Origin of the sequence: Coprococcus sp. AF102-57 (genome assembly GCF_027686195.1) — a bacterium.
GTDB classification, from domain to species: domain Bacteria; phylum Bacillota; class Clostridia; order Lachnospirales; family Lachnospiraceae; genus Allocoprococcus; species Allocoprococcus comes.
Window position 1 is genome coordinate 1 of the sequence record NZ_JAQCSY010000004.1, and the last position, 24,251, is coordinate 24,251.

The following is a 24,251-nucleotide window of genomic DNA, read 5'->3' on the forward strand; positions in this document are numbered from 1 at the left end:
GGCGCAGGGCATTCGTCCACTGGACGAATCTGGCTCCATCTTCTGCTTCCTTACCTTTTATGCCTTTTTTTATTTACCAGATACAATACAATTCCACCTGCTACGATCACCATGGAGATCCACTGGGAGGTTGAGAACATCCCAACTCCCCCTCTGTTATCATTTCTTAAAAACTCAACAAGGAATCTTCCTACACCATACAGCAGCATATACAGAAAACCTACACTTCCCGGTGTACCGTCTTTTTTATTCTTTCTATAATATAGAAGTAACACGATCATGATCAGGAAATCGCCTGCAGACGAAATAAGCTGTGTAGGAATCAGTTTTACACCTGCCGGAGCAAGCCCGCCTTCCGGGAAGATCACACCAAATCTGGAGGTTGTCTCCCTTCCATAGCAGCATCCTGCAAGAAAACATCCGATTCTTCCAAATCCCTGTGCCATCGAAATACTTGCCACAGCGAGATCAAAATATTCCAGAAAATAAAGCTTCTTGATTCTGCAATATACAATTGCTGTCAGAAAACCGGCAATAATTCCACCATATACGACAAACCCTTCTGAACCGAGTACCGTCTTCGGATCCCTGATAAATGTCTTAAACTCCACGATCACATATAGAATTTTTGCACCTAAAAAACCGCCGATTACACCATAAATTCCAATATCCACAATTGCTTCCGGATCCAGTCCATTCTTTTTTGCGCGATAAGAAGCCATTGCCACACAACAAAGGATACCGATTGCGATCATCAGTCCATATCCATGTATCGTAAACTTTCCTATTGAAAACAGATCAATTTTCACGCTTTTTTCTTCCTCCCTTTTATCAATCTATTTATCATTGTATGGATTATCCCTTCATTTGTCAATCTTATCCTTTTAGATACTATCTGCTATTTTGTTACTGTTCACAGTACCTGCGACCAGCAACGCATCTCGCCATTTTAAATCGCCTTTGGCGATGGGCGAGATGCCATTCAAAATAAAACGTGCATCCTCCGTGCCAATCAGCGTAGTGATTGACACGGGAGTGAACAGTAACGCTATTTTGCCTCTTAATCCAGCAATGGGGCATGATTCAGAGAATCACCCCCCACGTTTAGAGCTATCATTACATTGTTCTGCCTTACAGAAGATTCTTCATACTCTTCAGCCCAATTGCCAGAGTTGAAGTATTGTGTAAAAGTGCTGATGTCGTCGGCTGAATCACACCGGTTACTCCGAGTACGATCAGACCGGAATTGAATCCAACGATAAAGCGGTAATTACTTTGGATCCTCTTCATCAGCCTATTGCTGAGACGTCTTAAGGTCACGATCTGTCCAAGATCATCTGCGCCTACCGTAATATCTGCAATCTCACGTGCAATCTCTGCGCCATTGCTGATCGCAATTCCCACATCTGCCGCTGAAAGCGCCGGAGAATCATTGATACCATCGCCGATCATAATAACTTTTCTTCCGGCTGCTTTTTCTTTTTCTACAAATGCAGCCTTATCTTCCGGCAGTACTTCTGAATAATATTCATCCACACCGACACGCTTTGCGATCGCCGAAGCTGTACGGTCGCTGTCACCTGTCATCATAACAATCTTTCCAAATCCTGTTTTCTTAAGCTCGGCAACTACTGTCTTCGCCTCTTCTCTCAATGGATCTTCAATACAGATCACTCCTGCAAGCTGATTCTCGATTGCAAGATACAGATGTGAATATTCTTCCGGAAGACTGTCAAATAACTCCTGTTTTCCTTCCGGAATTGTACATTTTTCATCTTCAAATACAAAATGAGAGCTTCCGATAATTACATTTTTATCATCAATCGTTGTAGAAATTCCATGTGCAACCACATACTCTACCTTGGAATGCATTTCTTCATGATCCAGATTTTTCTCTTTTGCTGCATTTACTACTGCTTTTGCCATAGAATGTGGAAAATGTTCTTCCAGACACGCTGCAATACGGAGCAGTTCATCCGGTGTTCTTCCATCAAAGGGAACCACATCCACCACGGTAGGTGTTGCTTTTGTAAGTGTACCAGTCTTGTCAAATACGATCGTATCTGCCTCTGCCACAGCTTCCAGATACTTTCCGCCCTTTACGGTAATATTGTAAAGGTTTGCTTCACGAATTGCAGACAGCACCGAAATCGGCATTGAAAGCTTAAGGGCACACGAAAAATCTACCATCAGGATTGAAAGGGCCTTTGTGACATTTCTCGTCAGCAGATAGGTAAGAGCTGTTCCACCAAGTGAATACGGTACAAGCCTGTCTGCAAGATGTTCTGCCTTGCTTTCTACTCCTGATTTTAACTTCTCAGATTCTTCAATCATCGTAACGATCTTATCGAAGCGGCTGTTTCCACTTACCTGTTTAACTTCAACTGTGATCTCACCTTCTTCGACCACGGTTCCTGCATATGCATAGCTTCCAACCGTCTTGCGGACAGACACTGACTCTCCGGTAAGAGATGCCTGATTGATCATCGCTTCACCATCCACGATATCGCCGTCAAACGGAATCACAGTTCCCATACGAATCACAATCCGGTCTCCTGCTTTTATCTTGGATGCAGGAACCAGAACTTCCTGATCTTCTGTCTTCAGCCATACCTTACTTACGTTCAGAGACATGGTCCTTGCCAGGTCATCTACGGATTTCTTATGTGTCCACTCTTCCAGAATCTCACCGATTCCAAGCAGGAACATGACGGATCCGGCTGTACTGAAATCCCCACGTGCAACGGATACACCGATTGCAGTCGCATCCAGCACCGGGACCTCAACTTTACGTGCCCACAGACACTTGATTCCCTTCCAGATATACTTCAGTGACATGACCGATGTATAGCATGCATTCAGTGGATACGGAAGGAACCATTTTCTCGCATAATGAAATACTACTTTATTGAACAGCTTTTCCTGATACTGTGCATTCACTTCACGACCTGAAGTTGCAAGTACATCTGCCGGAACTTCCACTGTCTGATAGCGAAATTCCTGCAGAAGACGAATTACCTCTTCTCTGTCACCGGTATAATTAATGACTGCATCACAGGTTCTGTCATATACCTTTGCTAATTTGACTGATTCATTGCAGAGCAGATAATACTGTAATATATCAGCCTGTTCATATGTCATTCTTTTTTGAGAAAGCCGGACTCTCATCCGGCCTTTCATTTCATGTTTAATTGTAAACTTCACGTTCAGTGCGCCTCTTACTCTGTTACTTCGTTGAACTCTGTATTTTCAGCTTCTTCAGCCTCTGCTGCTGTATCTGCATCAGAAAATTCTTCCATTTCAGCAGCTCTTTCTTCGTTGATATTCTTAGCTTCAGCGTAAATATCCTCTGCATTTTCCTGGATATTTGTAGCTGTTTTCATAACACAGTCTTTTGCGCGAAGAACTGCTGCTGTACAATTTGTGTACACGTTCTTAGCATCCTTGCTTGAAAGCGCTTTGATTCCAGCTGTTCCAAAAAGAACTCCTGATGCAAAAATTCCAACCTTTTTCCAATTTACTTTAGTAATATCAAACATATCTATGTACCTCCTGTTTTTTCATTAACGCCTATTATATGACACGAATCTGAAAATTTCCAGTCTTTTTTTGCTTCTGATAAATTTTCTCACTTTTGTGTAAAATCAGTTTTGTCAAACTTTTTTTCATTATATCTGACACGAATTCGCTATTTTCACCTTAATTTTTACACAACTTTTCACAGTTATCTATATCCATATTTATATAGAAGAAACTCATTTCCCGGTATCTTAAAGAGACAGATACAACCACGGTACCTGCCTCCATATCCGAACCGTTCCGTTTCAGAACGTTTTTTTACAATGTTATGCTTCTTTGAGTGTAATGTTTCTCACATTCTGTCCACCCGAAAATCCACAGGCATCCAGACCAGTTTTAATTACTGCTGTCCATTTATCTTCCGGAAGATCAAGAACCGTTCCATCCTCCAGTTCGACCATGCATTCCATCTTATTGCCATCATCCGAAATACGATACATATTCTTGCGGCTGATCGCTCCGATCTGTTCCAGCGTATTGACCATACGGTATACCGTCGCCGGTCCGATACTCGGATCCTTCAGAGACGCCTGATAATAAATTTCCTTGCAGCAATTACATTTTCCTTCCAAAATAACATCGATCAGCATGAGCCGCTGCTTCGTAACCCTACAGCCACTTCTTTTCAGCTGCTCGATTATTCTTTCTTTTGCGTCCATGATAGCCCCTTTCCATGCTGTCGCCTGTTAGGCTCTGATATCAACTACCTTAAATCCTGCTTCCTCGACAGCTTTTTTCAGATCATCATCATCGATTTCTCTGTCATAGCTTACAACTGCTTCTTCTTTTTTGAGATTCACCTTTGCAGATGCACCTTCGATTTTGTCGATTGCTTCCGTTACACTTTTCACGCAATGATCACAGTGCATACCGGAAACCATCACCGTCTTTTTACCGATTGCCGGATGATCCAGAACCTTTTCTTCAATCTCTGTCTTGATCAGTCCAGATCCACCACCACAGCAAGGGCTTTCCCCTTTAAAATGTTTAAGCGTACCCTTTAATGCAAAAATAAGAAGTACGATCACGATCAGAACAATAATTGCATCAACCATCTTATTCCTCATCCTTCCGGCGTTCACGCCATTTCTTTATCCATAAAACCAACTGATATATGCTGACTCCTACAAGATAAATGATCAAGAATGCCCCGAATGCATAGAACATAGAGCCTGTTGAACTTCCCATATGCCTTCCGCCTTTCAGTCTTTCTTCTTTGGTACGGTTTTTCCACTACATCCGCTACACGAACCGCAGTTACCGCTGCATCCAGTGCAACCGACCGGTTTTCCTTCTTTATGGTTTTTATAACCTTTGTAAATCAGATAAATACAATATGCTGCGATCAGTGCCACTATCACAATATTTGCGATCATAACCTTCACCTTGTCTTTCTTTTACACTGGAAGCCGGACACAGGCTTCTGCATCCGGCTTCCGCCTTAAAGTTCTTATAAATCTTATGCGTTTACAGAACGTTTTGAATAAACTTTCTGATTTTTATACGGATCTGGTCTGAACAGCATGAAAAGGATTGCGATAAGGAAAAGGAATCCAACTGCTGTACCAACTCCGAATGCTCCGCCTGTTACGAATGAACCGATCTGATATACACAGAGGCATACGATGTAAGCGAAGATGTTCTGGAAGAGAATTGCGAACCAGAACCATTTTCTTGACTGCATCTGCTGTGCCATTGTAGCAATTGCTGCAAGGCAAGGAGAATCAAGAAGGTTGAACATCAGGAATGTAAATGCTGCAATTGAGCTTGGGAACCAAGATGCAACACCAGCTGCTACGTTGACTGCATCTTCTGTATCACCAGATACATTTGCAAGTACACCCATTGTTGAAACAATTGCTTCTTTTGCTGTAAATCCAGAGATAGAAGCTGCTACCGGCTGCCACTCGCCAAATCCAAGTGGTGCAAAGAGCGGTGCGATCACGCCACCAATCATTGCCATAAGACTGTCTGCGCTGTCTTCTACCATACCAAAGTTTCCGTCTGCAAATCCGAATCCGCCAAGGAACCACATTACGACGCAGGCAAGGAACAGGATTGTTCCGGCTTTGATGATGAAGCCTTTCAGTCTTTCCCATACATGAAGGAGAACTGTCTTAGCCTGTGGAATATGGTACTGTGGAAGTTCCATTACGAACGGTGCCGGTTTTCCTGAGAACGGTTTGGTCTTCTTCAGGATGATTGCAGCCACAAGTACTGCAACAATTCCAATGAAATACATAAGCGGTGCGATAAATGAACTTTCCTGATATCCTGCTACTTCACCGGAAATAACACCACCCATCAGAGCGATAACCGGAAGCTTAGCTCCACACGGGATAAAAGTTGCTGTCATAATTGTAAGACGTCTGTCATTGTCCTGTTCAATAGTCTTAGAAGCCATGATTCCAGGAATACCGCAGCCTGATGAAATCAGAAGCGGGATAAAGCTCTTTCCTGAAAGTCCGAAATGTCTGAACACACGGTCCATGACGAATGCGATACGAACCATGTATCCACAATCTTCAAGGATAGACAGGAAGAGGAACAGGATTGCCATCTGTGGCACGAAACCAAGTACTGCTCCAAGGCCACCGATGATACCATCAACAACAAGTCCCATAACCATGTCACCGGCGCCGATTGCCGAAAGTGCGCTTGTTGCTGCATTCTGAATTGCTACTACAAATACATCATTTGTCCAGTCTGTTACAAAGGTACCGACTGTTGTTACAGAAACATAATATACGACCCACATTACCAGCATAAAGATTGGGATTCCGAGGAATCGGTTCGTAACGATACGGTCAATCTTGTCAGAAGTTGTAAGCTTTTCTTTTCCCTTCTGAACAGTTGTTGAAACAATCTTCTGGATGAATTTGTAACGTTCGTCTGTTACAATGCTTTCCATATCATCGTCATGTTTCTTTTCAAGAGCTTTTCTCTGTGCTTCTACCGTCTGGGCTGCCGCACTGGAAAGCTTCATGCTCTCTACTACCTTGCTGTCGTTCTCAAGGAATTTAACAGCGTACCATCTCTTCTTCTCTTCTGAAACAGAATCTGGAAGAACACTCTTAACTTCTGCCACAGCACCTTCCAGTTCTGCCGAGAAGATATCTTTCGGAAGATCGATTTCTGACTTCTTAGCAACTTTTACTGCTTCATCAATCAGTTTGTCAAGTCCTTCACCTTTCAGCGCAGATGTCTCGATGATCGGACAGTCGAGTAACATCGAAAGTCTCTTCACATCGATCTTGATTCCTCTCTTCGCAAGAAGATCTGCCATGTTCAGTGCAATAACAACCGGAACACCTGTCTCGATCAGCTGAGTTGTCAGATACAGGTTACGTTCAATATTGGTTGCATCCACCAGATCAATGATCACATCCGGATTTTCTTTCAGCACATAATCACGGCTGACAACCTCTTCCAGTGTATATGGAGACATTGAATAGATACCCGGAAGGTCAGTTACGATAACTTCTTCCTTTGTCTTTTTACTTTTTAATTTACCCTCTTTTTTCTCTACAGTAACCCCTGGCCAGTTACCAACATACTGGTTGGCTCCTGTGAGTGCGTTAAACATGGTAGTTTTACCGCAGTTCGGGTTTCCGGCAAGTGCAATTTTAATTGCCATTCCTTTTTACCTCCTTGTTGTACTACTCTCATGCATAATTATGTATATGCTATTTTACCTGCACACACTGTGCATCATCTTTTCTTACCGTAAGTTCATATCCTCTTACAGTAATCTCAACAGGATCGCCGAGAGGCGCAACTTTTCTGATGTACAGCTCGCTTCCTTTTGTTATGCCCATGTCCATAATACGGCGTTTGTAAGCTCCGTCTCCTTCAATCTTGGTCACAACAACAGTGCTTCCAACCTTTGCATCACCTAAAGTCATTGTTGTATATCTCCTTTCCTTTAAGCTTCGTAATACAGAATATATATACAGCGGACCCGCCGACCAGCCAGAGGCTAGATCATAATATGCCGCGCCATATCAGAATTAACCGCAACACGTGAATCCTTGATGTTCACGATCACGTTACCACCGATTGCAGAAACAACTGTAATCTCTGCACCTGCTACAAATCCGAGATTCGCAAGGAATCGCCTTGTTTCTTCATTTCCACCAATTCTCTTGATTTCATTTACTTCACCAATATTCGCCATCGTTAAAGGCATAATCCCTACCTCCTGTTCTTTTGCATATTTGGAATTTCGAATGATAATTTTTTTCATTACCAACTTCGGTTCAATAGTTAGTATATGCTAACATTCGTGCGTTGTCAAGTGTTTTTTTAAGTTTTAAAAAACCTTTGTTTTTCCTTTCTCATTTTTACTGTTTAATGCTTACTTTTAATAGTTATAACTTCTACTTTTGCACAAAAAGCGCATTTACAGAACAATATTATTTGAAAAAAAATACAATCCATGGTATCCTATAAGGTATAAGAATGAATAGTGAGGTGACCGGAATAAATGGCTAAAAATGAATCATCCGAAAATTATCTTGAAGCAATATTGATGTTAAGTAAAAAATTACCTGTCGTACGCTCCGTAGATATCGCAAATGAACTTGGTTTCAAAAAATCAAGTGTCAGCATCGCCATGAAGAAGCTTCGTCAGGAGAATCATATTACCGTAACAGATGCAGGTTTTATCTATCTGACCGATTCAGGAAAAGAGATCGCGAACATGATCTATGAACGTCATGAATTTATTTCAAAATGGCTGATTGAACTCGGTGTACCGGAGGAGATTGCTACAGATGATGCCTGCCAGATGGAACATGTAATCAGCAAAGAAAGCTTTAACGCAATCAAAGAATATGTACGAACACATTAGTAAGCATCAAAAAGGCCGAAAAGTTTTTTATAACTTTTCAGCCTTTTTCTTTACCCTTTTGCAGCCTCTGCAGTTTTACCGCAACATATTTTATATGCTGTTTTCCGTAATGAAATCACTTTATTTTACTAATATTATTCATCAATGATCTGTCCGTCAAGCGACAAGGTCACGACCTGCCACGGAATAAATTTACCGCTTTCCTGAAGCGCTTTCTTAGCCGCCAGCTCAAGTCCGCCACAACAAGGTACTTCCATCCGCACAATCGTCACACTCTTAATATTATTGTTCTTAATAATCTCCGTCAGCTTCTCCGAATAATCCACATTATCCAGTTTTGGACATCCAATCAAAGTCACATGCCCTTTGATAAAACGATTGTGAAAATCTCCATAAGCATAGGCACTGCAATCTGCAGCGACCAGAAGCTTCGCCCCGTCAAAATATGGTGCATTCACCGGTGCAAGCTTAATCTGTACCGGCCACTGGGAAAGCATACTCTTATTCACGCTTTTCGCCGTCTCCCTTCCTTCCTCTTCGCTCTCTGCATTCTGCATACTCTCCTCTCTGTTCATCATACGCATACGGGTTCCAGGACATCCCCCTGCAAATGGTTTTACCGGTGCTTTCGGTCCTTCTCCCGCATTCTGCTTTGCAGCCTCTTCCTGCTGCTTTTTAAGCATATTCTGCTTCACAGCCTCCGCATCATAAGCCGCCGCCTCACGCTCTACAAAATGAATGGCATCCACCGGACAATTCGGCAAACAGTCTCCCAGCCCGTCGCAATAATCATCTCTCATCAGCTTTGCTTTCCCATTTACCATAGAAATAGCCCCCTCATGGCAGGCCTTTGCACAAGCTCCACACCCGTTACACTTCTCCTCATCTATCTGAATAATTCTACGAATCATATTCCTTTATATCCTCCTATTCGAAAAATTTGTATTCCTTTAACTTTACCAACTTATTTTAGCTTACAACCGCATTCTATTCTGTTGTTATAACAACAATCCACGTAAAAAAACCTTGCGGATTCTCTCCACAAGGTTTTCCCTCTTCTCTCAAACTCTATACGAAATCGTCTGATTTAATTATGCAAGTGCCTTTTTAGCAACTTCAGCTACAGCTGCGAATCCAGCTGCATCATTAACTGCCATTTCAGCGAGCATCTTTCTGTTCATATCTACACCGGCAACTTTAAGTCCGTGCATAAGCTTGCTGTAAGAAAGACCATTCATTCTTGCAGCTGCGTTGATACGAGCGATCCAAAGCTGACGCATCTGACGTTTTTTCTGCTTTCTTCCTGCGTATGCTGATGTAAGGGCTCTCATTACAGACTGTTTTGCAACTCTGTACTGTTTAGAGCGAGCTCCTCTGTATCCTTTAGCCAGTTTTAAAGTTCTATTGTGTTTCTTCTTAGCGTTCATTCCGCCTTTAATTCTTGCCATTACTTAATCCTCCTTCTATCTTTCCTGCCAAATCTTAGAGATATGGTAAAACTTTCTTCATGTTCTTTACATTTGTAGAATCTGTGATAGTTGACTGTCTAAGATTTCTTTTTCTCTTAGTAGACTTCTTTGTTAAGATATGGCTCTTGTAAGCTTTGTTTCTTTTAAGTTTACCTGTAGCTGTTGTTTTGAAGCGCTTTGCAGCAGCTCTATTTGTTTTAATTTTTGGCATGATGTTTTCCTCCTTAATATAGATAATTTATTTTTAACGTTTTTCAGTTAAAACCATGCTCAGGCTTCTGCCTTCAAGTTTTGCCGGCTTTTCAATGACAGCAACATCTTTCATCTTCTCAGCAAAATCGTCAAGAATATGTTTACTCTGCTGCATATGAGCCATCTCTCTACCGCGGAAACGAAGTGTAACCTTTACTTTATTTCCTTTTGAGATAAATTTTCTAGCATTATTCATCTTCGTGTTCAGGTCGTTGGTGTCAATATTTGGTGAAAGACGCACTTCCTTAACCTCGACAGTTCTCTGTTTTTTCTTTGCTTCTTTTTCTTTTCTTGCCTGTTCGTATCTGTACTTACCATAATCGATAATCTTACAAACCGGCGGTTTCGCTGTCGGAGCGATTTTAACCAGATCCAGTTCCGCTTCCTGTGCCAGCTTCATAGCCTCTCTTGCTGACATTATTCCTAACTGTTCCCCACTCTCGCTAACCACGCGTACCTCTCTGTCGCGGATTTGTTCGTTAATCATTAAATCGCTAATTGTTGTGCACCTCCAATAAATAAAAAATAGTGAATAGCTGCAGACTATCCACTATCTATTGCATACAATACTTATATCCGGTATTATAAATTCAATATCAAACCGTTAGTCGCCTAATTGCGCTAAGGTGAGAGTGGATACTCTTCTTTGTTGTTCGCTTTACGCAAGTTATAATTTACCACAGATTTTATATGGTGTCAACACTTTTTTTATTTTTTTATGAACCATTATTTTGATTGTTTTTTTCATAATAAATCAATCAAAATAATGGTTTTCTCCATATTTTTCTTCTTTATAATATTGTAATTTCTAACAATCTTTATTTTTCGGACTTAAACCTACTCAATCCCTGTCACTTTGTAATCTTTGTCTTCAACAGCTTTTTTCAGTACCTCATCGGCTACTTCTGCCGCAAGTGTTACTACCGCTGTTCCATTTTCATGGCTTACTTCTGCCGCCTCTACTCCTTCAATTGCTTCCAGAGTTTTCTTTACGGTTGCCTCACAGTGTCCACACATCATACCTTCGATTTTCATTGTTTTTGTCATTGTCTTTTCCTCCTCTATTTCTTTGACTTTTGACTTTATCTTCTTATCTTTGCTGGCATCATACATTTTAAACCAGTTCAGACGAAGTGCATTGGTTACGACACAGAAGCTTGAAAGACTCATAGCTGCTGCGCCAAACATCGGATTTAATTTCCATCCGAAAAGCGGATACCATACCCCCGCTGCAAGCGGGATTCCGATCACATTGTAGAAAAATGCCCAGAACAAATTCTCATGGATATTTCTTAAAGTTGCCTTACTCATACGGATGGCTGCCGGTACATCACTTAAACGGCTTTTCATCAGAACAACATCTGCTGCATCGATCGCGATATCGGTTCCTGCACCAATCGCAATTCCCATATCGGCTCTGGTAAGTGCCGGAGCGTCATTGATTCCATCACCGACCATTGCTACTTTTCCTTTTTTCTTCAATTTCCGGATAACGGCTTCTTTTCCGTCCGGAAGAACATCTGCGATCACCTCATCTACACCAGCCTGATGTCCGATCGCTTTTGCGGTTCTCTCATTGTCACCGGTCAGCATTACCACATGGATGCCCATATTCTGCAATTCTTTGACTGCTTTCGGACTGTCCTCTTTAATGACATCTGCTACCGCAATGATTCCGATCAGCTGATCTTCTTTCGCAAAGAACAAAGGCGTCTTTCCTTCTGCCGCCAGATCTTCTGCTTTTTTCAGCATTCCTGCATCCACAGAAGTCTTTGTCTGGATAAATTTCTTATTTCCACCATAAATCGTCTTTCCTGCAAGAACTGCGGAAAGTCCGTTTCCAGGTACTGCCTGGAAGTCTTCTACTTCCTCCGCATCCAGTCTGCGCTCTTGGGCTTCCTGCAAAATTGCATGTGCCAGTGGGTGCTCGCTCTTTCTTTCCAGTGCATAAGCAAATCCCAAAAGTTCTTCCTCCGAGATACCCTCTGCCGGTATCATATCCGTTACTTTCGGTTCCCCGCTTGTAATGGTTCCGGTCTTGTCCAAAGCTACGATCTGCATTTTACCGGTCTCTTCCAGAGATACCGCCGTCTTGAACATGATTCCGTTCTTTGCGCCCATTCCGTTACCAACCATAATGGCAACCGGTGTGGCAAGTCCCAGTGCACAAGGGCAGCTGATAACGAGTACGGAAATACCTCTTGCCAGTGCGAATCCAACACTCTGACCTGCGATCAACCATACGATAATTGTAATCACTGCAATCGTAATAACCGCCGGCACAAATATTCCGGATACACGGTCTGCAATCTTTGCGATCGGTGCTTTGGTTGCCGCCGCATCACTGACCATCTGAATGATCTGTGAAAGTGTGGTATCTTCCCCAACTCTGGTTGCCTCGCATTTGAGGAAACCGGACTGGTTCATGGTTGCAGCAGATACCTTATCACCTTCTGCTTTATCAACCGGAATACTCTCTCCGGTAAGTGCTGCTTCATTGACTGCACTGGTTCCTTCCAGCACAATACCGTCTACCGGTATATTTTCACCCGGTCTTACTACAAAGATATCGCCTTTTTTCACCTGATCGATGGAAACCTCTGTCTCCACACCATTTTTCAGGACAACAGCTGTCTTCGGAGCCAGCTTCATCAGACTCTTTAATGCATCGGTTGTCTTTCCTTTGGAATGCGCTTCCAGCATCTTTCCGACTGTGATAAGCGTCAAGATCATGGCTGCTGATTCAAAATAGAACTCATGCATATAAGACATGACGCCTTCCATATCCATCTTCATCTGTGCATCGGTCATTGCAAACAATGCATAGGTGCTGTATACAAAGGAGGCCCCTGATCCCAGTGCAACCAGAGTATCCATGTTCGGTGCACCATGAAGGAGTCCCTTAAATCCATTGATGAAGAACTTCTGGTTGATCACCATGATAATTCCGGTAAATAACAGCTGGATCAGTCCCATTGCTACATGATTGCCAGCCAGAAATCCCGGCAGTGGCCAGTTCCACATCATATGACCCATGGAAATGTACATCAGTGGGATCAGGAAACAAAGAGATGCGATCAGACGGCGCTTCATAATCGGTGTCTCCCTGTCTTTCAGGGCATCCTCGTCCATTGCTGTGCCCTTTTTGGCTCCTGCATCTGCTCCTTTTACCGAAGCACCGTATCCTGCTGCCTCAACAGCCGCAATGATCTCCGACTGGGATGCGGTCCCTTCTACTCCCATGGAATTCGTCAGAAGACTGACCGAACAGCTGGTAACTCCCGATACCTTCGATACTGCCTTTTCCACTCTGCTGCTGCATGCCGCACAGCTCATTCCTGTTACTGTATATTGTTCCACAAAAATCCACCTCACTTTTTGGCTTTATCTGCCATTTTTATATTGTAAAAATTTTCCTGCGCTTTTCATCTGAAAATCTATAACAATCCTGTTATTTCATCAGTTTCTGAAGCGTTACAACCAGCTCATCAATCGTCTCATCTTTTCCCTCGCGGATATCCTCTGCCACACAGGTACGGATATGATTCGCCAGAAGGACTTTATTAAAACTGTTGAGTGCCGCATTGATCGCCGATACCTGAATCAGAATATCCGGACAGTACGCATCTTCTTCTACCATGCGCTTCACACCTCTGACCTGCCCTTCAATCCGGTTCAGGCGGTTGATCATGTCCTTGTATTCCTTTTCAGAACGCTCTTTCGTCTTATGACAGTGACAACATTCTTTCTTTTCTTCCATGCGTCTCACCTCTTATCTTTCCTCTTTACGAGGGTCATTATATACCCCATCAGGGTATATTGCAAGAAGAATTTTTCTCATTTTAAAATTTTATATATACAACAATGAATGCATCCTGGCACGTAGTATCTTTTACTTAACAGAAATTTTCTCAAGATTTCCTATGAAAGCCAAAAGAGAACCTGCAAGCTTTTCATCCACAGGTTCTCTCGTATTGTTTCTATTTTAATATTTTTGAAGTGTATAATAGGTGCTTCTCGCTTTTCCATTCCGTTTCAGGAAATTCTTTTCCACAAGTCCTCTTATCACTCTTGCTGCAGTTGATGCACTTACTTTAAGCAGACTCACAACATCATTCTTTGTAAAATCCTCACAATTTTCGGCATACTCCAGAACTTTTTCTTCCTCATCGCTTAATTTCTGTGTATCCTCCTCATCCGTTTCTGGATTCTTTTCATCCTTCACTTCCGACTCCGGCGTATCTGTTTTTTCACATAGCACATTGATATTCGGTAATACAATTTTAAAAGTATTTCTCGTCGTCTCAATAACAGGTTTTTCTGCCATATCAGCGTAAGCCCCTATAATCTTACTGATTCCAGTACCATATGCTTCGATTAAATGCAACCGGTAAAAGACATTTGCAAGATCCGGATTTCTGCATATAGAAATACCTGCCATCACATCCTCCAGCTCAATTCCAGGCATCAATCCTCCGATTGATATAAATTCCATCCGGTCTTCATAAATACTGATCAATGCACTTGCACTAAACGCATAATCCCTGTGAACCAGCAAATTTAACAATGCTTCTCTGACAGCGATTTCAGGATAATCCCTGACATCTATCCGCAGCAACTTTTCAATTGTTGCATGTGTCTGATTATGAAAATCAATATAATCGTAGACATCATTCATCTGTTTCATCAATGCCCCTGAAAATTCTCTACGGTCTTTAAATACCGTCTGATCCTTTCCCTGAAAAACAGCTACTTTAATCGTGTGTACACACTGATCCGATAAAAGCATTGCAAGATTACTGTAAAGTCCATCCTTATCAATCAGTTTCAATGTCCGCATCTGCTGTATCCCAAACTCAACCTTACGAAGCTGAAATTCTTTCTCTGCCACTTCAAAAGTCAGTTCCTGATTCAGACTACGCATAGATTCAAAACGATCTCCATCTGTCTCTTTAATCATCTGGCGGATTGCCGCATCTGTAGCAGGAACAGCTGAATATCCCTGTCTGACATAGACTCCTTCTGGTCGCATTCCTTTTTTTGCAATATAATAAGGGCGATCCGTTCCACGTTGAATATCTACAACAACAATCTTTTTTCCATCTTCTTCTAATGTCTCATAATGTAAAAACATTGTGATATCCGGTTTGATCGCATCTCTGACCATATTACTGATCTGCAATGCAGTGCCATCTGGATTATCAAGACCAACTACCGTACCATCATCCTGTACACCAATATATAACTTGCCACCATTACAATTTGCAAAGGCAATAATTTCTTTTTTTATGTCATCAACTACTACTTCTTTAAGCTCTACTGTTTCACTTTCCCGAAAAATCATTTTATGCCCTCCTCAAATCATATAATATATTTATATTATATACAATCGTGTCAATTGTGTCAATCGTGTCATTTTTTAATGCAAGCAATCATATTTTGACACGATTCCGCCACATTATACATAAAACTCTTTTCTCCTAAGCCGAGTATAAGGTCTTTTCTCCCGCACTTTCCCGGATTTCTCCAAGTTAATATCCACATACACAATCTGCTCTGTGTCATCTGCCCGGGCAAGAATCTCTCCATTTGCATCGACAGCCATAGACTCCCCAGCAAAATCCATCTCCCCTTCCACCCCAACACGGTTACACATTGCGATCGCCACACTGTTCTGAAATGCCTGTACACGTACCTCCCATTCAAACATTTCCGAAGGCTCTGCTTTGGTATTCACCGTCGGGATCAAGATCAAATCTGCCTCCTGCAGGCTTTCCGTCCGGATGCTTTCCGGGTAATGTCTGTCAAAACATACCACAATCCCGATCTTTCCGAATTCCGTGTTAAAGACATGAAATCCATCATCTGACGGGGTATAATAATCCTGCTCATAAAACTGCTCTACCTGCGCAACATGCACCATTTTCTGTATTCCTATGACTTCTCCACTGCGGTCGATCAGAATACTCGCATCGTATGTACCATTTGCTTCCCGCAGATATAAGTTTGGCACTGCCATAATCTGATGCTTTTTGCAGGCATCACAGAATTTTTTTACAATCTCATCTTCTATAGATACGGAATAACTGCTTACATCCCTTCCCAGATATTGCGGAAAAAATTCCGTAAGCTGCACTTCCGGGAACAGCACAAGCTCTGCTCCCTTTTCTGCTGCTTCTGCAATCGCATGCAGACTTTTTTCCATATTCTTTTCTACACTTCCCGAATTTGACATTTGTATCATCGCAAGCCTCATGTTAAATATCCTCCTTACCTCCTTTTACTCCAAAATCAGATATTTCTTCTTATCTGCTGAAGTAAGATTTTTTCCGTTAAGCAAAAAACGAACAGCGAGTTACCTCTTCACGATTTTTGTCGTTACAAGCGGCAACTCCCTGTCTTTTATCTTCTTACTGTTTATTTAAAAGAAACATTCTCAATAATCACCTGATCAAACATCCTATGAAGTACTCTGCCCTGTTCATTACACTTCACCTTTAAATAAAAGCGTAAACTTATTATACCCCCGGTAATTTTCGTCAATTTCTTATTATTTACAAGGCAAAAAGATTTACCACGGAATATTCTTCCATTGTAAAAGAATCCCGATTTCCTATATCGTAAGACAGGATCGCATATCTGCATGCAGCTACATTATCAAACGTGCCCTCTTCTTGCCGCTTCTTCAATCAGCTTCGGCTGAATTAAAGGATATGTCCAGTCTTTTATCAGTTCATCGCATATGACAATTTTCTCAATTTCACTATGTATCTCTTCAAATGAAAAAATATCTGCCACATAAAGCATTCCAAAGGTCTCTTTTTCTTCATCTTTGTTGACTCTCGTTTTCCCTTTTACGGAATATACGCAAACTGGCTCGATCTTAAAGTCCACCGCTCCTGTTTCTTCTTTTAATTCTCGATTTGCCGCTTCTTCAATGGTCTCTCCTGCTTCTCTGTGTCCTCCAGGCACTTCGTAGGTATCCCTTTCTTTGTGTTTACAAAATACCCATTTTTTGCCAGTTCTGGCAATGATTACAGAAAAATCTAATTGCGAATCTTCTATTTTGTCATAAAATCTGACCTCTAGCATATTTCTTCCTCACAATTCCATTCAAGCATAAATTCTTCTATGTATGTCGTCATGAATTTTTCTCTTCTTTCTGCAATTTTTCTGGCACTATCCGTATTCATTAAATCTTTCAGTAAAAATAATTTTTCATAAAAATGATTGATCGAAGTCGTAGTTCCATTTTGATATTGTACTTTATTCATCCCAATCCTTGGAAGAATATCAGGATTATACATTTCCCGGTTATGATTTCCTCCATACGCAAATGCTCTCGCAATACCGATTGCTCCAAGCGCATCAAGTCGATCTGCATCCTGAACTCATTTCCATGCATCTATCTCTTCCCGCGATTTGAATATAATAATATTTTTATTCTTATATTTTCTTAACATCTCATTGATTTCCGGTATTTCATCCCTTGAAAAATTGATAATAAAATCTCTGAATTCTGCTGACAGTTCTTCTTCCTGCCATGGCATATCTTCTCTTTCACTTCCAATACGCCCTTCCGCGCCCGCAAGACACACATTTGTTGGCAGATCTAAAAAGAATACCGTATCACATTCTTCAAAACGCATTTCAAGTGTTCTTCCATAATTACCATCGATAATCCATTCTTCCTGCTTTATAATCTCAGATAATTTTGCATCGAATTCCTGCTTTGTTATCGTTGTCCTGTCCGGCTTATGCCAGATCATATCAAGATAATACAATGGAAGTCCTGTTTTGTCTCTGAGTTTTCTTGCAAATGTACTTTTCCCCGCACCGGGACACCCAAGTATCAGAACTTTTTTCATATTTATTTATCTCCTAATCCTTTTCCTAATTAAATGTTAGACTCGTTGATTCATTTTTTATTTTTGAAGTTTATAGTCATCATACACCGTTAAAGAAGCCAAACTCAGTATATCACAACCCCCCAGCGGCATTCCCCCACATATCTACTCTGGACATATGAACCATTTCCTTCATTCCGTACATATATCCGCCACTATACCATAAAATAAGCGAGCAAAACGAAATATTATAGCAATCTGATGCATGAATAATTTTAGAATCCTGTAATAAAACTGCACTTTTTTTAGAGTTGTTCAATCTTACATTCATGTTCCTTTGTCTTGCTGTTATAACTGATTCCAACAGCAAGAATGTGTCCTGTATATTCCTTTCTTTCTGCTGTTTTTCCCTGAAATCGCAAAGCGTACTCTTTTTCTTTTATCTGCGCAATTGCCTCTTCCGGCTTATGATCTACTTTCAGTTCCAGTATCATACAATCCTGATCATATCTGATTGGATAAAAAATATTTTGAATCTGATCCACATTATATCGGATATAAGTAAACACCGTCTTTCTTTTTTCTAACATTACGCCGTCTTTTAATTAGTCTTAACTAATTTCATTATATATAACCTCTTTATTCTGGCTTTTCAGCTCAATTCTTCGACATAAAATGTCACCTTCGCATGGGGACCATTTGCGGAAGGACGCAACGATATATTCACCAATCCGGTTCTGACAAAGATTGATGAAAAATACGGAAAAACTGCTGCACAGACAGCCCTTCGTTTCCTCCTTCAAAATGATGTGGTTATCATTCCGAAATCTGTTCACAAAGATCGTATGCAGCAGAACTTTGACCTCTTCGATTTCACACTGACCGCAGAAGAAATGGCAGAAATTGAAGTTCTGGATGGTGGCGAAAACTTCCATTAATAATTACAGTTTTCATATATCCTCCAACTATCGAATTATATACCCTTTTTATTTCACCAAATCTGTCCGATTTAATTAAAAATTTATAACACCATTATCAATGTACCTGCTCCTATCAAAATACAGCCAATGAGTGATTTTGTAGTAAACTGTTCATGTAAAAACACAAATGCCAATATAAGTGTGATTACCACACTCAGTTTATCTATTGGTACAACCTTTGATGCATCCCCCATTTGTAAAGCTTTATAATAGCACAGCCACGAAGCTCCTGTTGCTAATCCAGATAAGATTAAAAAAATCCAGCTTTTCTTACTGATTTCTGCCAGTCCATTCTGCGCATGAGTAAGAAAGACCATGCCCCATGCCATGATTACTACAACAATGGTTCGGATTGCAGTTGCCAGGTTGGAATTCACTCCTTCTATACCTATCTTGGCAAGAATTGAGGTTAACGCAGCAAATACCGCTGATAAAACAGCAAATATCATCCACATAATAACACCTTCTTTTCACATAAAAAATAAGAATTGATCATTTCACCAATCTGTTCTCTTCTCCCCAAATGCAAAGTTGATCCAGTACAGTCATCAATGACTTCCCTCTTTCTGAAAGGCTGTACTCCACCTTCGGCGGGATCTGCGGATATTCCGTCCTGATAATCAGGTGGTCTTTCTCCAGCTCTTTGAGATTGGTACTGAGCGTTTTGTCGGAAATAGTTTTCAGATACCGTTTTAATTCATTGAACCGTACCGTTTCAAACTCCATCAGACAATATAGAATAACCATCTTATGTTTGCCGGAAATCAGGGACAATGTATAGGCAAAGCCTGTATCTTCAAAATTTGCATTTTCGATATAGTTCTTTATCATAACACTTTCTCCTTAGATAGTACCTGTCTTTTTTGTTAGTACTTGAATTTAAAAATTGCTTGTATATAATTATAAGCAGGATAAATCATACTGTCAAATAAATTTCAAGGAGAATTTATTATGAGATCGAAACTAGTTACTATTCACAGTTAATGTCATTTACTTAGGAAAATTTCTTATCAGAAAAGGAATTTTCCTTTTTTTACCTGTAACTCAAAAATCTCTTGACATTACATCAATTCACCTTCCAATAATCAGCATGAGTCAAACAATCGTCCAGTCCAAATTTGAATCCTTTTAAATTAATATTGCTTTCATTCGTATCGCCGTATATAATATTTATTATATGATACTTATTGACACGCCGAACACTGAAAACGAAATAAAATGATATGAACACGCCATTTTATGGGAGTTTGAGGTGTTCGAGGATTGCAGGAATCGCTTCGCAATGGAGCAATCCGATTACACCAGTGAGCGACAAAATTTACTTTTGACACTCACATCATTATTATACGAAAAAAGGAGTCTGCACGACTATGGATTATATTTCTGTAAAAGAAACTTCGAAGAAATTCCATTTATCTGAACGCCGCATACAAAAACTCTGCGAAACCAACCGGATTGAGGGTTGCAAAATGGTCAGCGGCATCTGGTTGATCCCTGCCTCGGCCACCAAACCTTCCGATGAGCGAATGACGAATTCCCCGAAAGATTCCGATTATCTCTCTTTAAAAGAATTATGTGATATACTTTCCATTTCGACCGCAACCGGGCGCAACTGGATCAAGCTTGGCAAACTTATTCCTGAATATACGGATAAAAGAAAGCCTTATTTTACAAAACAATATACCAAAAAGTTGAAAGCCGAACTGCAATCAGGCAAAAATCAATCACTGAAAAGCAGACGTAACAAGAAATTTGTCTGTGGAAATTCTCTTTACAGCGCCTATGTTTCTGAAAATTGTCAGAATATCGAACCACTGCAGCAGATTCTCCGAATTGTAACCGATGAATCCATTGCTCTTTCATCGGATGTGATTCAATATTTCATTGCTGACTGTTCCCTGCATTTGCTCGCCCAAAAATATGATCTTTCTTTCAAGCATAAAAAAGCGTTGCTGAGCAGATTTTTAAAAAAAGAAATCACCCTGTCTCTATACGACGAACTGATCTATGCTTTGATTGCAGATTCCAAGCAGGCTCTGCTTTTCTGTGAAAAATATTCTCCGCTTTTTGATTTTGATTATGTATACGAACCTGCTGAAGATATTCTTGGTCTCATTTACATTTCCTGTAAAAATATCGGCAGCCGCAAGGCAACCGGCTCCTACTATACGCCTACCAAAATCGTCAAAAAGCTGATTGAGAAGCTGGATATTGCATCAGATGCCAGAATTCTGGATCCCTGCTGTGGAACTGGAAATTTTTTATTGCAGCTTCCAGCACATGTTCGTTTTGACCAGATTTATGGCAATGACACCGATACAATCAGTGTAAAAATCACCCGGTTGAACATGGTTTTAAAATATGACATTCTCTCTATCAAAAATCTGTACGAGCATATAACCGAAGCCGATTATCTTGCATCTGATTTAAAAGCTTCTTATCAGTATATCATCGGCAATCCGCCATGGGGATATGAATTTTCCGAGTCGGAAAAGGAAAAGCTTCGCAAAAACTATCGGACTGCTTCCGGGAAAAATATAGAGTCTTATGATTTGTTTATTGAAAAAGCACTACGTAATTTGTCCATAAACGGACAACTCTCTTTTATTCTTCCAGAGGCAATACTTAATGTAAAGGCACATACACCAGTCCGTACTGCCATTATGGAAAGTAATTCCATCCGATATCTTAATTTTTTGGGAAATGCCTTTGATAAGGTTCAGTGTCCCTGCATTATATTGCAGCTCATTCACACCGGAAAGCCACTTTCGACAGTCGGAATGGAAGTATCCGACTGTAGTCACTGTACAACCATTCTGACAAACCGTAAAATTTCAGCCGAATATTTCAGCTTTCATACAACGGATGCTGAATATCAGCTGCTTGAAAAAATTCGGCATATTCCTAAAACAAAATTCCTTGCCGGAAACGCCGATTTTGCTTTAGGAATCGTAACCGGAAATAATAAAAAATATATTTCTTCCGTGAAAAACAAAGATAACGAAGTTATTTTAAAAGGCTCCGATATCTTTAAGTACCATACTAATCCGAACTCAAACTATATCGTGTTTAACCCACAGAATTTTCAGCAGGTAGCACCTATAGAAATGTACCGTGCGCCAGAAAAGCTTTTGTATCGTTTTATCAGCAGCCAGCTTGTCTTTGCTTATGATGATAAACAAACACTTTCTTTGAATAGCTGCAACGTGGTCATCCCCAAGCTTGAAGGACTGCATATAAAATATATTCTTGCCATCCTTAATTCCAGAATTGCACAGTTTATTTACAAAATGGAGTTTCACTCCGTGAAGGTATTGCGTTCTCATATTGAAAATATTCCGATTCCGGATGTTAATGCCGGCATGCAAAACAGTATCATCCAAGCTGTCGAACCACTAATTAACGGACTGCCTCCTGAGGAAGCACAAATTGCCTACGAGCAACTTGACCAATTGATTTTTAAATTATTTAATCTTACCTCTAAAGAGCAGGATATCATTAAGCATGCAGTAGATGGAGAAAACAAATTTCTGTTCTGACAAACATAAAACCAGAGATATTCCTGGCTTCCCCTATTCAACAATAGGATTGCCAGGTCTGCTCTGGTTTTTTCTTATATTCCTTTCTTCTTAACGACATTAAGGACATCTTTTTCAGCAACCCAAAATGGTCTTAGCTCCTCTTCTGTCATAAAAACCTGGCCTTCAAATACAGCTGCTCCCGCAATTCCTGTATTTTCATTCCTATGCTGAGATCCAAGCTTTCCTGTTCTTTGAAGTTCCTCACTTGTAAGTACCCAATAAATCAGCTCATCACGGCAAACACCAATCCAGATAAACACATCACAGCATGATGGCTTCAACTGCTGATAATGATACTTAAACCCATTTGCAATTGCTTCTGAATGCAAATACGCTCTGCTGACAAGACTTCCACCCGCTTTTGTATCATTTGCCCTACACGCTTTAACTTCTACTCTTATTTCAGGAATCCACAGATCAAATTCTCCATCAAAATCAGGATAAACCGAAACCATATTCTCTTTTGTCGCTTTTACAAAAGCCGGAAACAATTTTAAAATATGCTGCTCACCCCAGGTTTCTCCGAATGTTCTTGGTACCATCTCAAACAAATACAGATATTGGTTTCTTTTCATATAACTTTCATATATTTCCTGATACTGTTCATATGTAATTGCCTGAGCATTCATCAGATACATCAAAATTCTGCTTTCCGCACTAAATGGAAACACTGCATTTTCCTGACTAAAAGCTTCTAAAACTTCAGCATCTGCTCCCGCCTGTTGCAGTAGCTCTTTCAATTGTCTCCGTAATTCTTTCATTTGTATGCCTCGTCTTTACAAACTCTTATCTCTTATTCCCCATACAGAACACAGCCACAACCCCCGGACCTGTATGTGACCCAATCACCGTTCCAATGCAGTTAATCAGAATATTGTGGACTCCCATCTTCTTCTCCACCTGTCTTGCCACAAATTCCGCATCTTCTTTGCAGTCACCGTGTGTGATCATCACAATATCATTATTCCAACCTTCGGACTGCTTCACTGCCATATCCACGATGTGTGTCAATGCTTTCTTTCTGCCACGTTCTTTTCCAATAACCTTCAGTTCGCCATGATCGTCCATGTGGATGATCGGCTTGATCTGGATCATCGTTCCAACAATTGCAGAAGCCTTTGATACTCTTCCGCCTCTATGTAAATGGAATAAATCATCAATCGTAACGTTATGCATGATGTGAAGCTTGTTCTCCTCCACCCAGGCAGCCACTTCTTCCAGACTCTTTCCTGCACGCTTTAACTGAACAGCTTTGTACACAAGAAGTCCCTCACCCATGCATGCACAAAGCGAATCAATTATAATCAGCTTCTGCTCTGGATACTCTTCCTGCAATTCTTCTGCTGCCATCCGGATACTGTTATAAGTTCCGCTAAGTCCTGACGAAAAAGCAATATATAAAATATCTTTTCCCTCTTTCAGATACGGTTCCAGTGCTTCTCGTGCCTGCTCCGGATTGATCTGAGAAGTTGTCGGCATCGACCCTGCCCTGACTTTTGCAAAAAATTCTTCCCCGGTAAGTCCAATCATATCCTCATAAGACTGTCCATCGATCAGATAAGTAAGAGGAATATATGGAACCCCAAGCTCCTCGGTCAGGTATTCCTTCGGTAAATCCACTGTGCTGTCTGTCATGATCATATATTCACTCATAAGTGTGTCCTCCTTCATCCCTTTAGGGATTTATATAT

At 40.8% G+C, this 24,251-nt stretch carries 28 protein-coding genes and 1 pseudogene; 3 read left to right on the top strand and 26 right to left on the bottom strand.

The features are described from left to right. Positions 1 to 50: 50 nt before the first annotated feature. The 10 genes from PGZ10_RS03525 to PGZ10_RS03570 all read right to left on the bottom strand — a co-directional run bounded on the left by PGZ10_RS03525 (position 51) and on the right by PGZ10_RS03570 (position 7,768). Positions 51 to 809 carry a prolipoprotein diacylglyceryl transferase gene (locus PGZ10_RS03525; protein WP_270246062.1) on the bottom strand — a complete coding sequence of 253 codons (759 nt, stop codon included), beginning with the start codon at positions 807 to 809 and terminating at the stop codon, positions 51 to 53. Positions 810 to 1,131: 322 nt separating this feature from the next. Continuing rightward, on the bottom strand, positions 1,132 to 3,204 hold the full coding sequence (locus PGZ10_RS03530; protein WP_330674219.1) for a heavy metal translocating P-type ATPase: 2,073 nt from the start codon (positions 3,202 to 3,204) through the stop codon (positions 1,132 to 1,134). A 14-nt stretch (positions 3,205 to 3,218) separates the two neighbouring features. Continuing rightward, entirely contained in the window at positions 3,219 to 3,539 is a 321-nt protein-coding gene (locus PGZ10_RS03535) for a DUF6110 family protein (RefSeq protein ID WP_008374872.1), read from the bottom strand. A gap of 306 nt (positions 3,540 to 3,845) precedes the next feature. Continuing rightward, positions 3,846 to 4,238, bottom strand: coding sequence for a Fur family transcriptional regulator (locus PGZ10_RS03540; protein ID WP_117833989.1), 393 nt, complete (start codon positions 4,236 to 4,238; stop codon positions 3,846 to 3,848). A gap of 27 nt (positions 4,239 to 4,265) precedes the next feature. After that, the gene (locus PGZ10_RS03545) at positions 4,266 to 4,634 is read right to left on the bottom strand and encodes a heavy-metal-associated domain-containing protein (RefSeq protein ID WP_118217274.1); all 369 of its coding nucleotides are present in this window, start codon (positions 4,632 to 4,634) and stop codon (positions 4,266 to 4,268) included. Between the two features lies 1 nt (position 4,635). After that, the gene (locus PGZ10_RS03550) at positions 4,636 to 4,767 is read right to left on the bottom strand and encodes a hypothetical protein (protein ID WP_008374867.1); all 132 of its coding nucleotides are present in this window, start codon (positions 4,765 to 4,767) and stop codon (positions 4,636 to 4,638) included. Positions 4,768 to 4,781: 14 nt separating this feature from the next. Beyond that, positions 4,782 to 4,955, bottom strand: a complete 174-nt coding sequence (locus tag PGZ10_RS03555; protein WP_270540705.1) for a FeoB-associated Cys-rich membrane protein — start codon at positions 4,953 to 4,955, stop codon at positions 4,782 to 4,784. An 83-nt stretch (positions 4,956 to 5,038) separates the two neighbouring features. Continuing rightward, a complete protein-coding gene (gene feoB, locus PGZ10_RS03560; RefSeq protein ID WP_270540707.1) occupies positions 5,039 to 7,216 on the bottom strand; it encodes a ferrous iron transport protein B in 2,178 nt (725 codons plus the stop codon). Between the two features lie 49 nt (positions 7,217 to 7,265). After that, the gene (locus PGZ10_RS03565; RefSeq protein ID WP_055260881.1) at positions 7,266 to 7,484 is read right to left on the bottom strand and encodes a FeoA family protein; all 219 of its coding nucleotides are present in this window, start codon (positions 7,482 to 7,484) and stop codon (positions 7,266 to 7,268) included. A gap of 74 nt (positions 7,485 to 7,558) precedes the next feature. After that, a complete protein-coding gene (locus PGZ10_RS03570; protein WP_022220531.1) occupies positions 7,559 to 7,768 on the bottom strand; it encodes a FeoA family protein in 210 nt (69 codons plus the stop codon). 297 nt (positions 7,769 to 8,065) lie between these two features. On the opposite strand from PGZ10_RS03570, the gene PGZ10_RS03575 reads away from it, so the two are divergent. Next, positions 8,066 to 8,431, top strand: a complete 366-nt coding sequence (locus PGZ10_RS03575) for a metal-dependent transcriptional regulator (RefSeq protein ID WP_173687693.1) — start codon at positions 8,066 to 8,068, stop codon at positions 8,429 to 8,431. A 134-nt stretch (positions 8,432 to 8,565) separates the two neighbouring features. On the opposite strand, the gene PGZ10_RS03580 is transcribed toward PGZ10_RS03575, so the two are convergent. The 12 genes and pseudogenes from PGZ10_RS03580 to PGZ10_RS03635 form a co-directional block, all read right to left on the bottom strand. Next, positions 8,566 to 9,342, bottom strand: a complete 777-nt coding sequence (locus tag PGZ10_RS03580; RefSeq protein ID WP_270540709.1) for an ATP-binding protein — start codon at positions 9,340 to 9,342, stop codon at positions 8,566 to 8,568. Positions 9,343 to 9,522: 180 nt separating this feature from the next. Continuing rightward, the gene (rplT, locus tag PGZ10_RS03585) at positions 9,523 to 9,879 is read right to left on the bottom strand and encodes a 50S ribosomal protein L20 (protein WP_117556230.1); all 357 of its coding nucleotides are present in this window, start codon (positions 9,877 to 9,879) and stop codon (positions 9,523 to 9,525) included. Between the two features lie 34 nt (positions 9,880 to 9,913). Continuing rightward, the gene (gene rpmI, locus PGZ10_RS03590; protein WP_022220532.1) at positions 9,914 to 10,111 is read right to left on the bottom strand and encodes a 50S ribosomal protein L35; all 198 of its coding nucleotides are present in this window, start codon (positions 10,109 to 10,111) and stop codon (positions 9,914 to 9,916) included. Between the two features lie 33 nt (positions 10,112 to 10,144). Beyond that, a complete protein-coding gene (gene infC, locus PGZ10_RS03595; RefSeq protein WP_008374852.1) occupies positions 10,145 to 10,639 on the bottom strand; it encodes a translation initiation factor IF-3 in 495 nt (164 codons plus the stop codon). A 350-nt stretch (positions 10,640 to 10,989) separates the two neighbouring features. Next, entirely contained in the window at positions 10,990 to 13,512 is a 2,523-nt protein-coding gene (locus PGZ10_RS03600) for a heavy metal translocating P-type ATPase (protein WP_270540710.1), read from the bottom strand. Positions 13,513 to 13,603: 91 nt separating this feature from the next. Next, positions 13,604 to 13,912 (bottom strand): metal-sensing transcriptional repressor, encoded by a 309-nt coding sequence (locus tag PGZ10_RS03605; protein WP_117833980.1) that lies wholly within the window; start codon positions 13,910 to 13,912, stop codon positions 13,604 to 13,606. 225 nt (positions 13,913 to 14,137) lie between these two features. Continuing rightward, complete coding sequence (locus tag PGZ10_RS03610; RefSeq protein ID WP_118198424.1) at positions 14,138 to 15,496, bottom strand: RNA-binding domain-containing protein; 1,359 nt, start codon at positions 15,494 to 15,496, stop codon at positions 14,138 to 14,140. A gap of 114 nt (positions 15,497 to 15,610) precedes the next feature. After that, positions 15,611 to 16,408: a carbon-nitrogen hydrolase family protein gene (locus PGZ10_RS03615; RefSeq protein ID WP_118198425.1), complete on the bottom strand. Its 798-nt coding sequence runs from the start codon at positions 16,406 to 16,408 to the stop codon at positions 15,611 to 15,613. Positions 16,409 to 16,809: 401 nt separating this feature from the next. Then, positions 16,810 to 17,244, bottom strand: coding sequence for an NUDIX hydrolase (locus PGZ10_RS03620; protein ID WP_270540711.1), 435 nt, complete (start codon positions 17,242 to 17,244; stop codon positions 16,810 to 16,812). Then, complete coding sequence (locus tag PGZ10_RS03625) at positions 17,238 to 17,459, bottom strand: hypothetical protein (RefSeq protein ID WP_117556238.1); 222 nt, start codon at positions 17,457 to 17,459, stop codon at positions 17,238 to 17,240. The genes PGZ10_RS03620 and PGZ10_RS03625 overlap by 7 nt, the downstream gene beginning before the upstream one ends. Before the next feature lie 84 nt (positions 17,460 to 17,543). Next, positions 17,544 to 18,020: an AAA family ATPase gene (locus PGZ10_RS03630; RefSeq protein ID WP_117823068.1), complete on the bottom strand. Its 477-nt coding sequence runs from the start codon at positions 18,018 to 18,020 to the stop codon at positions 17,544 to 17,546. A gap of 284 nt (positions 18,021 to 18,304) precedes the next feature. After that, a pseudogene (locus PGZ10_RS03635) lies at positions 18,305 to 18,526 on the bottom strand (AAA family ATPase); the annotation flags it as partial. Between the two features lie 210 nt (positions 18,527 to 18,736). On the opposite strand from PGZ10_RS03635, the gene PGZ10_RS03640 reads away from it, so the two are divergent. Next, the gene (locus tag PGZ10_RS03640) at positions 18,737 to 18,937 is read left to right on the top strand and encodes an aldo/keto reductase (protein ID WP_179976194.1); all 201 of its coding nucleotides are present in this window, start codon (positions 18,737 to 18,739) and stop codon (positions 18,935 to 18,937) included. An 83-nt stretch (positions 18,938 to 19,020) separates the two neighbouring features. On the opposite strand, the gene PGZ10_RS03645 is transcribed toward PGZ10_RS03640, so the two are convergent. Together PGZ10_RS03645 and PGZ10_RS03650 are read right to left on the bottom strand one after the other, a co-directional pair. After that, positions 19,021 to 19,434 carry an EamA family transporter gene (locus tag PGZ10_RS03645; protein WP_117556244.1) on the bottom strand — a complete coding sequence of 138 codons (414 nt, stop codon included), beginning with the start codon at positions 19,432 to 19,434 and terminating at the stop codon, positions 19,021 to 19,023. A 37-nt stretch (positions 19,435 to 19,471) separates the two neighbouring features. Then, positions 19,472 to 19,810, bottom strand: coding sequence for a winged helix-turn-helix transcriptional regulator (locus PGZ10_RS03650; RefSeq protein WP_270540712.1), 339 nt, complete (start codon positions 19,808 to 19,810; stop codon positions 19,472 to 19,474). A gap of 539 nt (positions 19,811 to 20,349) precedes the next feature. Here PGZ10_RS03650 and PGZ10_RS03660 point away from each other — a divergent pair. Next, positions 20,350 to 22,518 carry a TaqI-like C-terminal specificity domain-containing protein gene (locus PGZ10_RS03660; RefSeq protein WP_330674220.1) on the top strand — a complete coding sequence of 723 codons (2,169 nt, stop codon included), beginning with the start codon at positions 20,350 to 20,352 and terminating at the stop codon, positions 22,516 to 22,518. A gap of 74 nt (positions 22,519 to 22,592) precedes the next feature. On the opposite strand, the gene PGZ10_RS03665 is transcribed toward PGZ10_RS03660, so the two are convergent. Both PGZ10_RS03665 and PGZ10_RS03670 read right to left on the bottom strand, forming a co-directional pair. Continuing rightward, on the bottom strand, positions 22,593 to 23,321 hold the full coding sequence (locus PGZ10_RS03665) for a restriction endonuclease subunit M (RefSeq protein WP_195250752.1): 729 nt from the start codon (positions 23,319 to 23,321) through the stop codon (positions 22,593 to 22,595). A gap of 25 nt (positions 23,322 to 23,346) precedes the next feature. After that, on the bottom strand, positions 23,347 to 24,213 hold the full coding sequence (locus PGZ10_RS03670) for a DegV family protein (protein ID WP_270540714.1): 867 nt from the start codon (positions 24,211 to 24,213) through the stop codon (positions 23,347 to 23,349). Positions 24,214 to 24,251 lie beyond the last annotated feature (38 nt).

Excerpts from the sequence above, each read along its gene's own strand:
- PGZ10_RS03555 (WP_270540705.1), bottom strand. The coding sequence starts at position 4,955 with ATGATCGCAAATATTGTGATAGTGGCACTGATCGCAGCATATTGTATT.
- PGZ10_RS03630 (WP_117823068.1), bottom strand. The coding sequence starts at position 18,020 with ATGAAAAAAGTTCTGATACTTGGGTGTCCCGGTGCGGGGAAAAGTACA.
- PGZ10_RS03620 (WP_270540711.1), bottom strand. The coding sequence starts at position 17,244 with ATGCTAGAGGTCAGATTTTATGACAAAATAGAAGATTCGCAATTAGAT.
- PGZ10_RS03580 (WP_270540709.1), bottom strand. The coding sequence starts at position 9,342 with ATGATTCGTAGAATTATTCAGATAGATGAGGAGAAGTGTAACGGGTGT.
- PGZ10_RS03645 (WP_117556244.1), bottom strand. The coding sequence starts at position 19,434 with ATGTGGATGATATTTGCTGTTTTATCAGCGGTATTTGCTGCGTTAACC.
- PGZ10_RS03535 (WP_008374872.1), bottom strand. The coding sequence starts at position 3,539 with ATGTTTGATATTACTAAAGTAAATTGGAAAAAGGTTGGAATTTTTGCA.
- PGZ10_RS03570 (WP_022220531.1), bottom strand. The coding sequence starts at position 7,768 with ATGCCTTTAACGATGGCGAATATTGGTGAAGTAAATGAAATCAAGAGA.
- feoB (WP_270540707.1), bottom strand. The coding sequence starts at position 7,216 with ATGGCAATTAAAATTGCACTTGCCGGAAACCCGAACTGCGGTAAAACT.
- PGZ10_RS03615 (WP_118198425.1), bottom strand. The coding sequence starts at position 16,408 with ATGAGGCTTGCGATGATACAAATGTCAAATTCGGGAAGTGTAGAAAAG.
- PGZ10_RS03545 (WP_118217274.1), bottom strand. The coding sequence starts at position 4,634 with ATGGTTGATGCAATTATTGTTCTGATCGTGATCGTACTTCTTATTTTT.
- PGZ10_RS03610 (WP_118198424.1), bottom strand. The coding sequence starts at position 15,496 with ATGATTTTTCGGGAAAGTGAAACAGTAGAGCTTAAAGAAGTAGTAGTT.
- rpmI (WP_022220532.1), bottom strand. The coding sequence starts at position 10,111 with ATGCCAAAAATTAAAACAAATAGAGCTGCTGCAAAGCGCTTCAAAACA.
- PGZ10_RS03650 (WP_270540712.1), bottom strand. The coding sequence starts at position 19,810 with ATGATAAAGAACTATATCGAAAATGCAAATTTTGAAGATACAGGCTTT.
- rplT (WP_117556230.1), bottom strand. The coding sequence starts at position 9,879 with ATGGCAAGAATTAAAGGCGGAATGAACGCTAAGAAGAAACACAATAGA.
- PGZ10_RS03565 (WP_055260881.1), bottom strand. The coding sequence starts at position 7,484 with ATGACTTTAGGTGATGCAAAGGTTGGAAGCACTGTTGTTGTGACCAAG.
- PGZ10_RS03605 (WP_117833980.1), bottom strand. The coding sequence starts at position 13,912 with ATGGAAGAAAAGAAAGAATGTTGTCACTGTCATAAGACGAAAGAGCGT.
- PGZ10_RS03660 (WP_330674220.1), top strand. The coding sequence starts at position 20,350 with ATGGATTATATTTCTGTAAAAGAAACTTCGAAGAAATTCCATTTATCT.
- PGZ10_RS03575 (WP_173687693.1), top strand. The coding sequence starts at position 8,066 with ATGGCTAAAAATGAATCATCCGAAAATTATCTTGAAGCAATATTGATG.
- infC (WP_008374852.1), bottom strand. The coding sequence starts at position 10,639 with ATGATTAACGAACAAATCCGCGACAGAGAGGTACGCGTGGTTAGCGAG.
- PGZ10_RS03540 (WP_117833989.1), bottom strand. The coding sequence starts at position 4,238 with ATGGACGCAAAAGAAAGAATAATCGAGCAGCTGAAAAGAAGTGGCTGT.
- PGZ10_RS03550 (WP_008374867.1), bottom strand. The coding sequence starts at position 4,767 with ATGGGAAGTTCAACAGGCTCTATGTTCTATGCATTCGGGGCATTCTTG.
- PGZ10_RS03670 (WP_270540714.1), bottom strand. The coding sequence starts at position 24,213 with ATGAGTGAATATATGATCATGACAGACAGCACAGTGGATTTACCGAAG.
- PGZ10_RS03665 (WP_195250752.1), bottom strand. The coding sequence starts at position 23,321 with ATGAAAGAATTACGGAGACAATTGAAAGAGCTACTGCAACAGGCGGGA.
- PGZ10_RS03625 (WP_117556238.1), bottom strand. The coding sequence starts at position 17,459 with ATGTATAATCCTGATATTCTTCCAAGGATTGGGATGAATAAAGTACAA.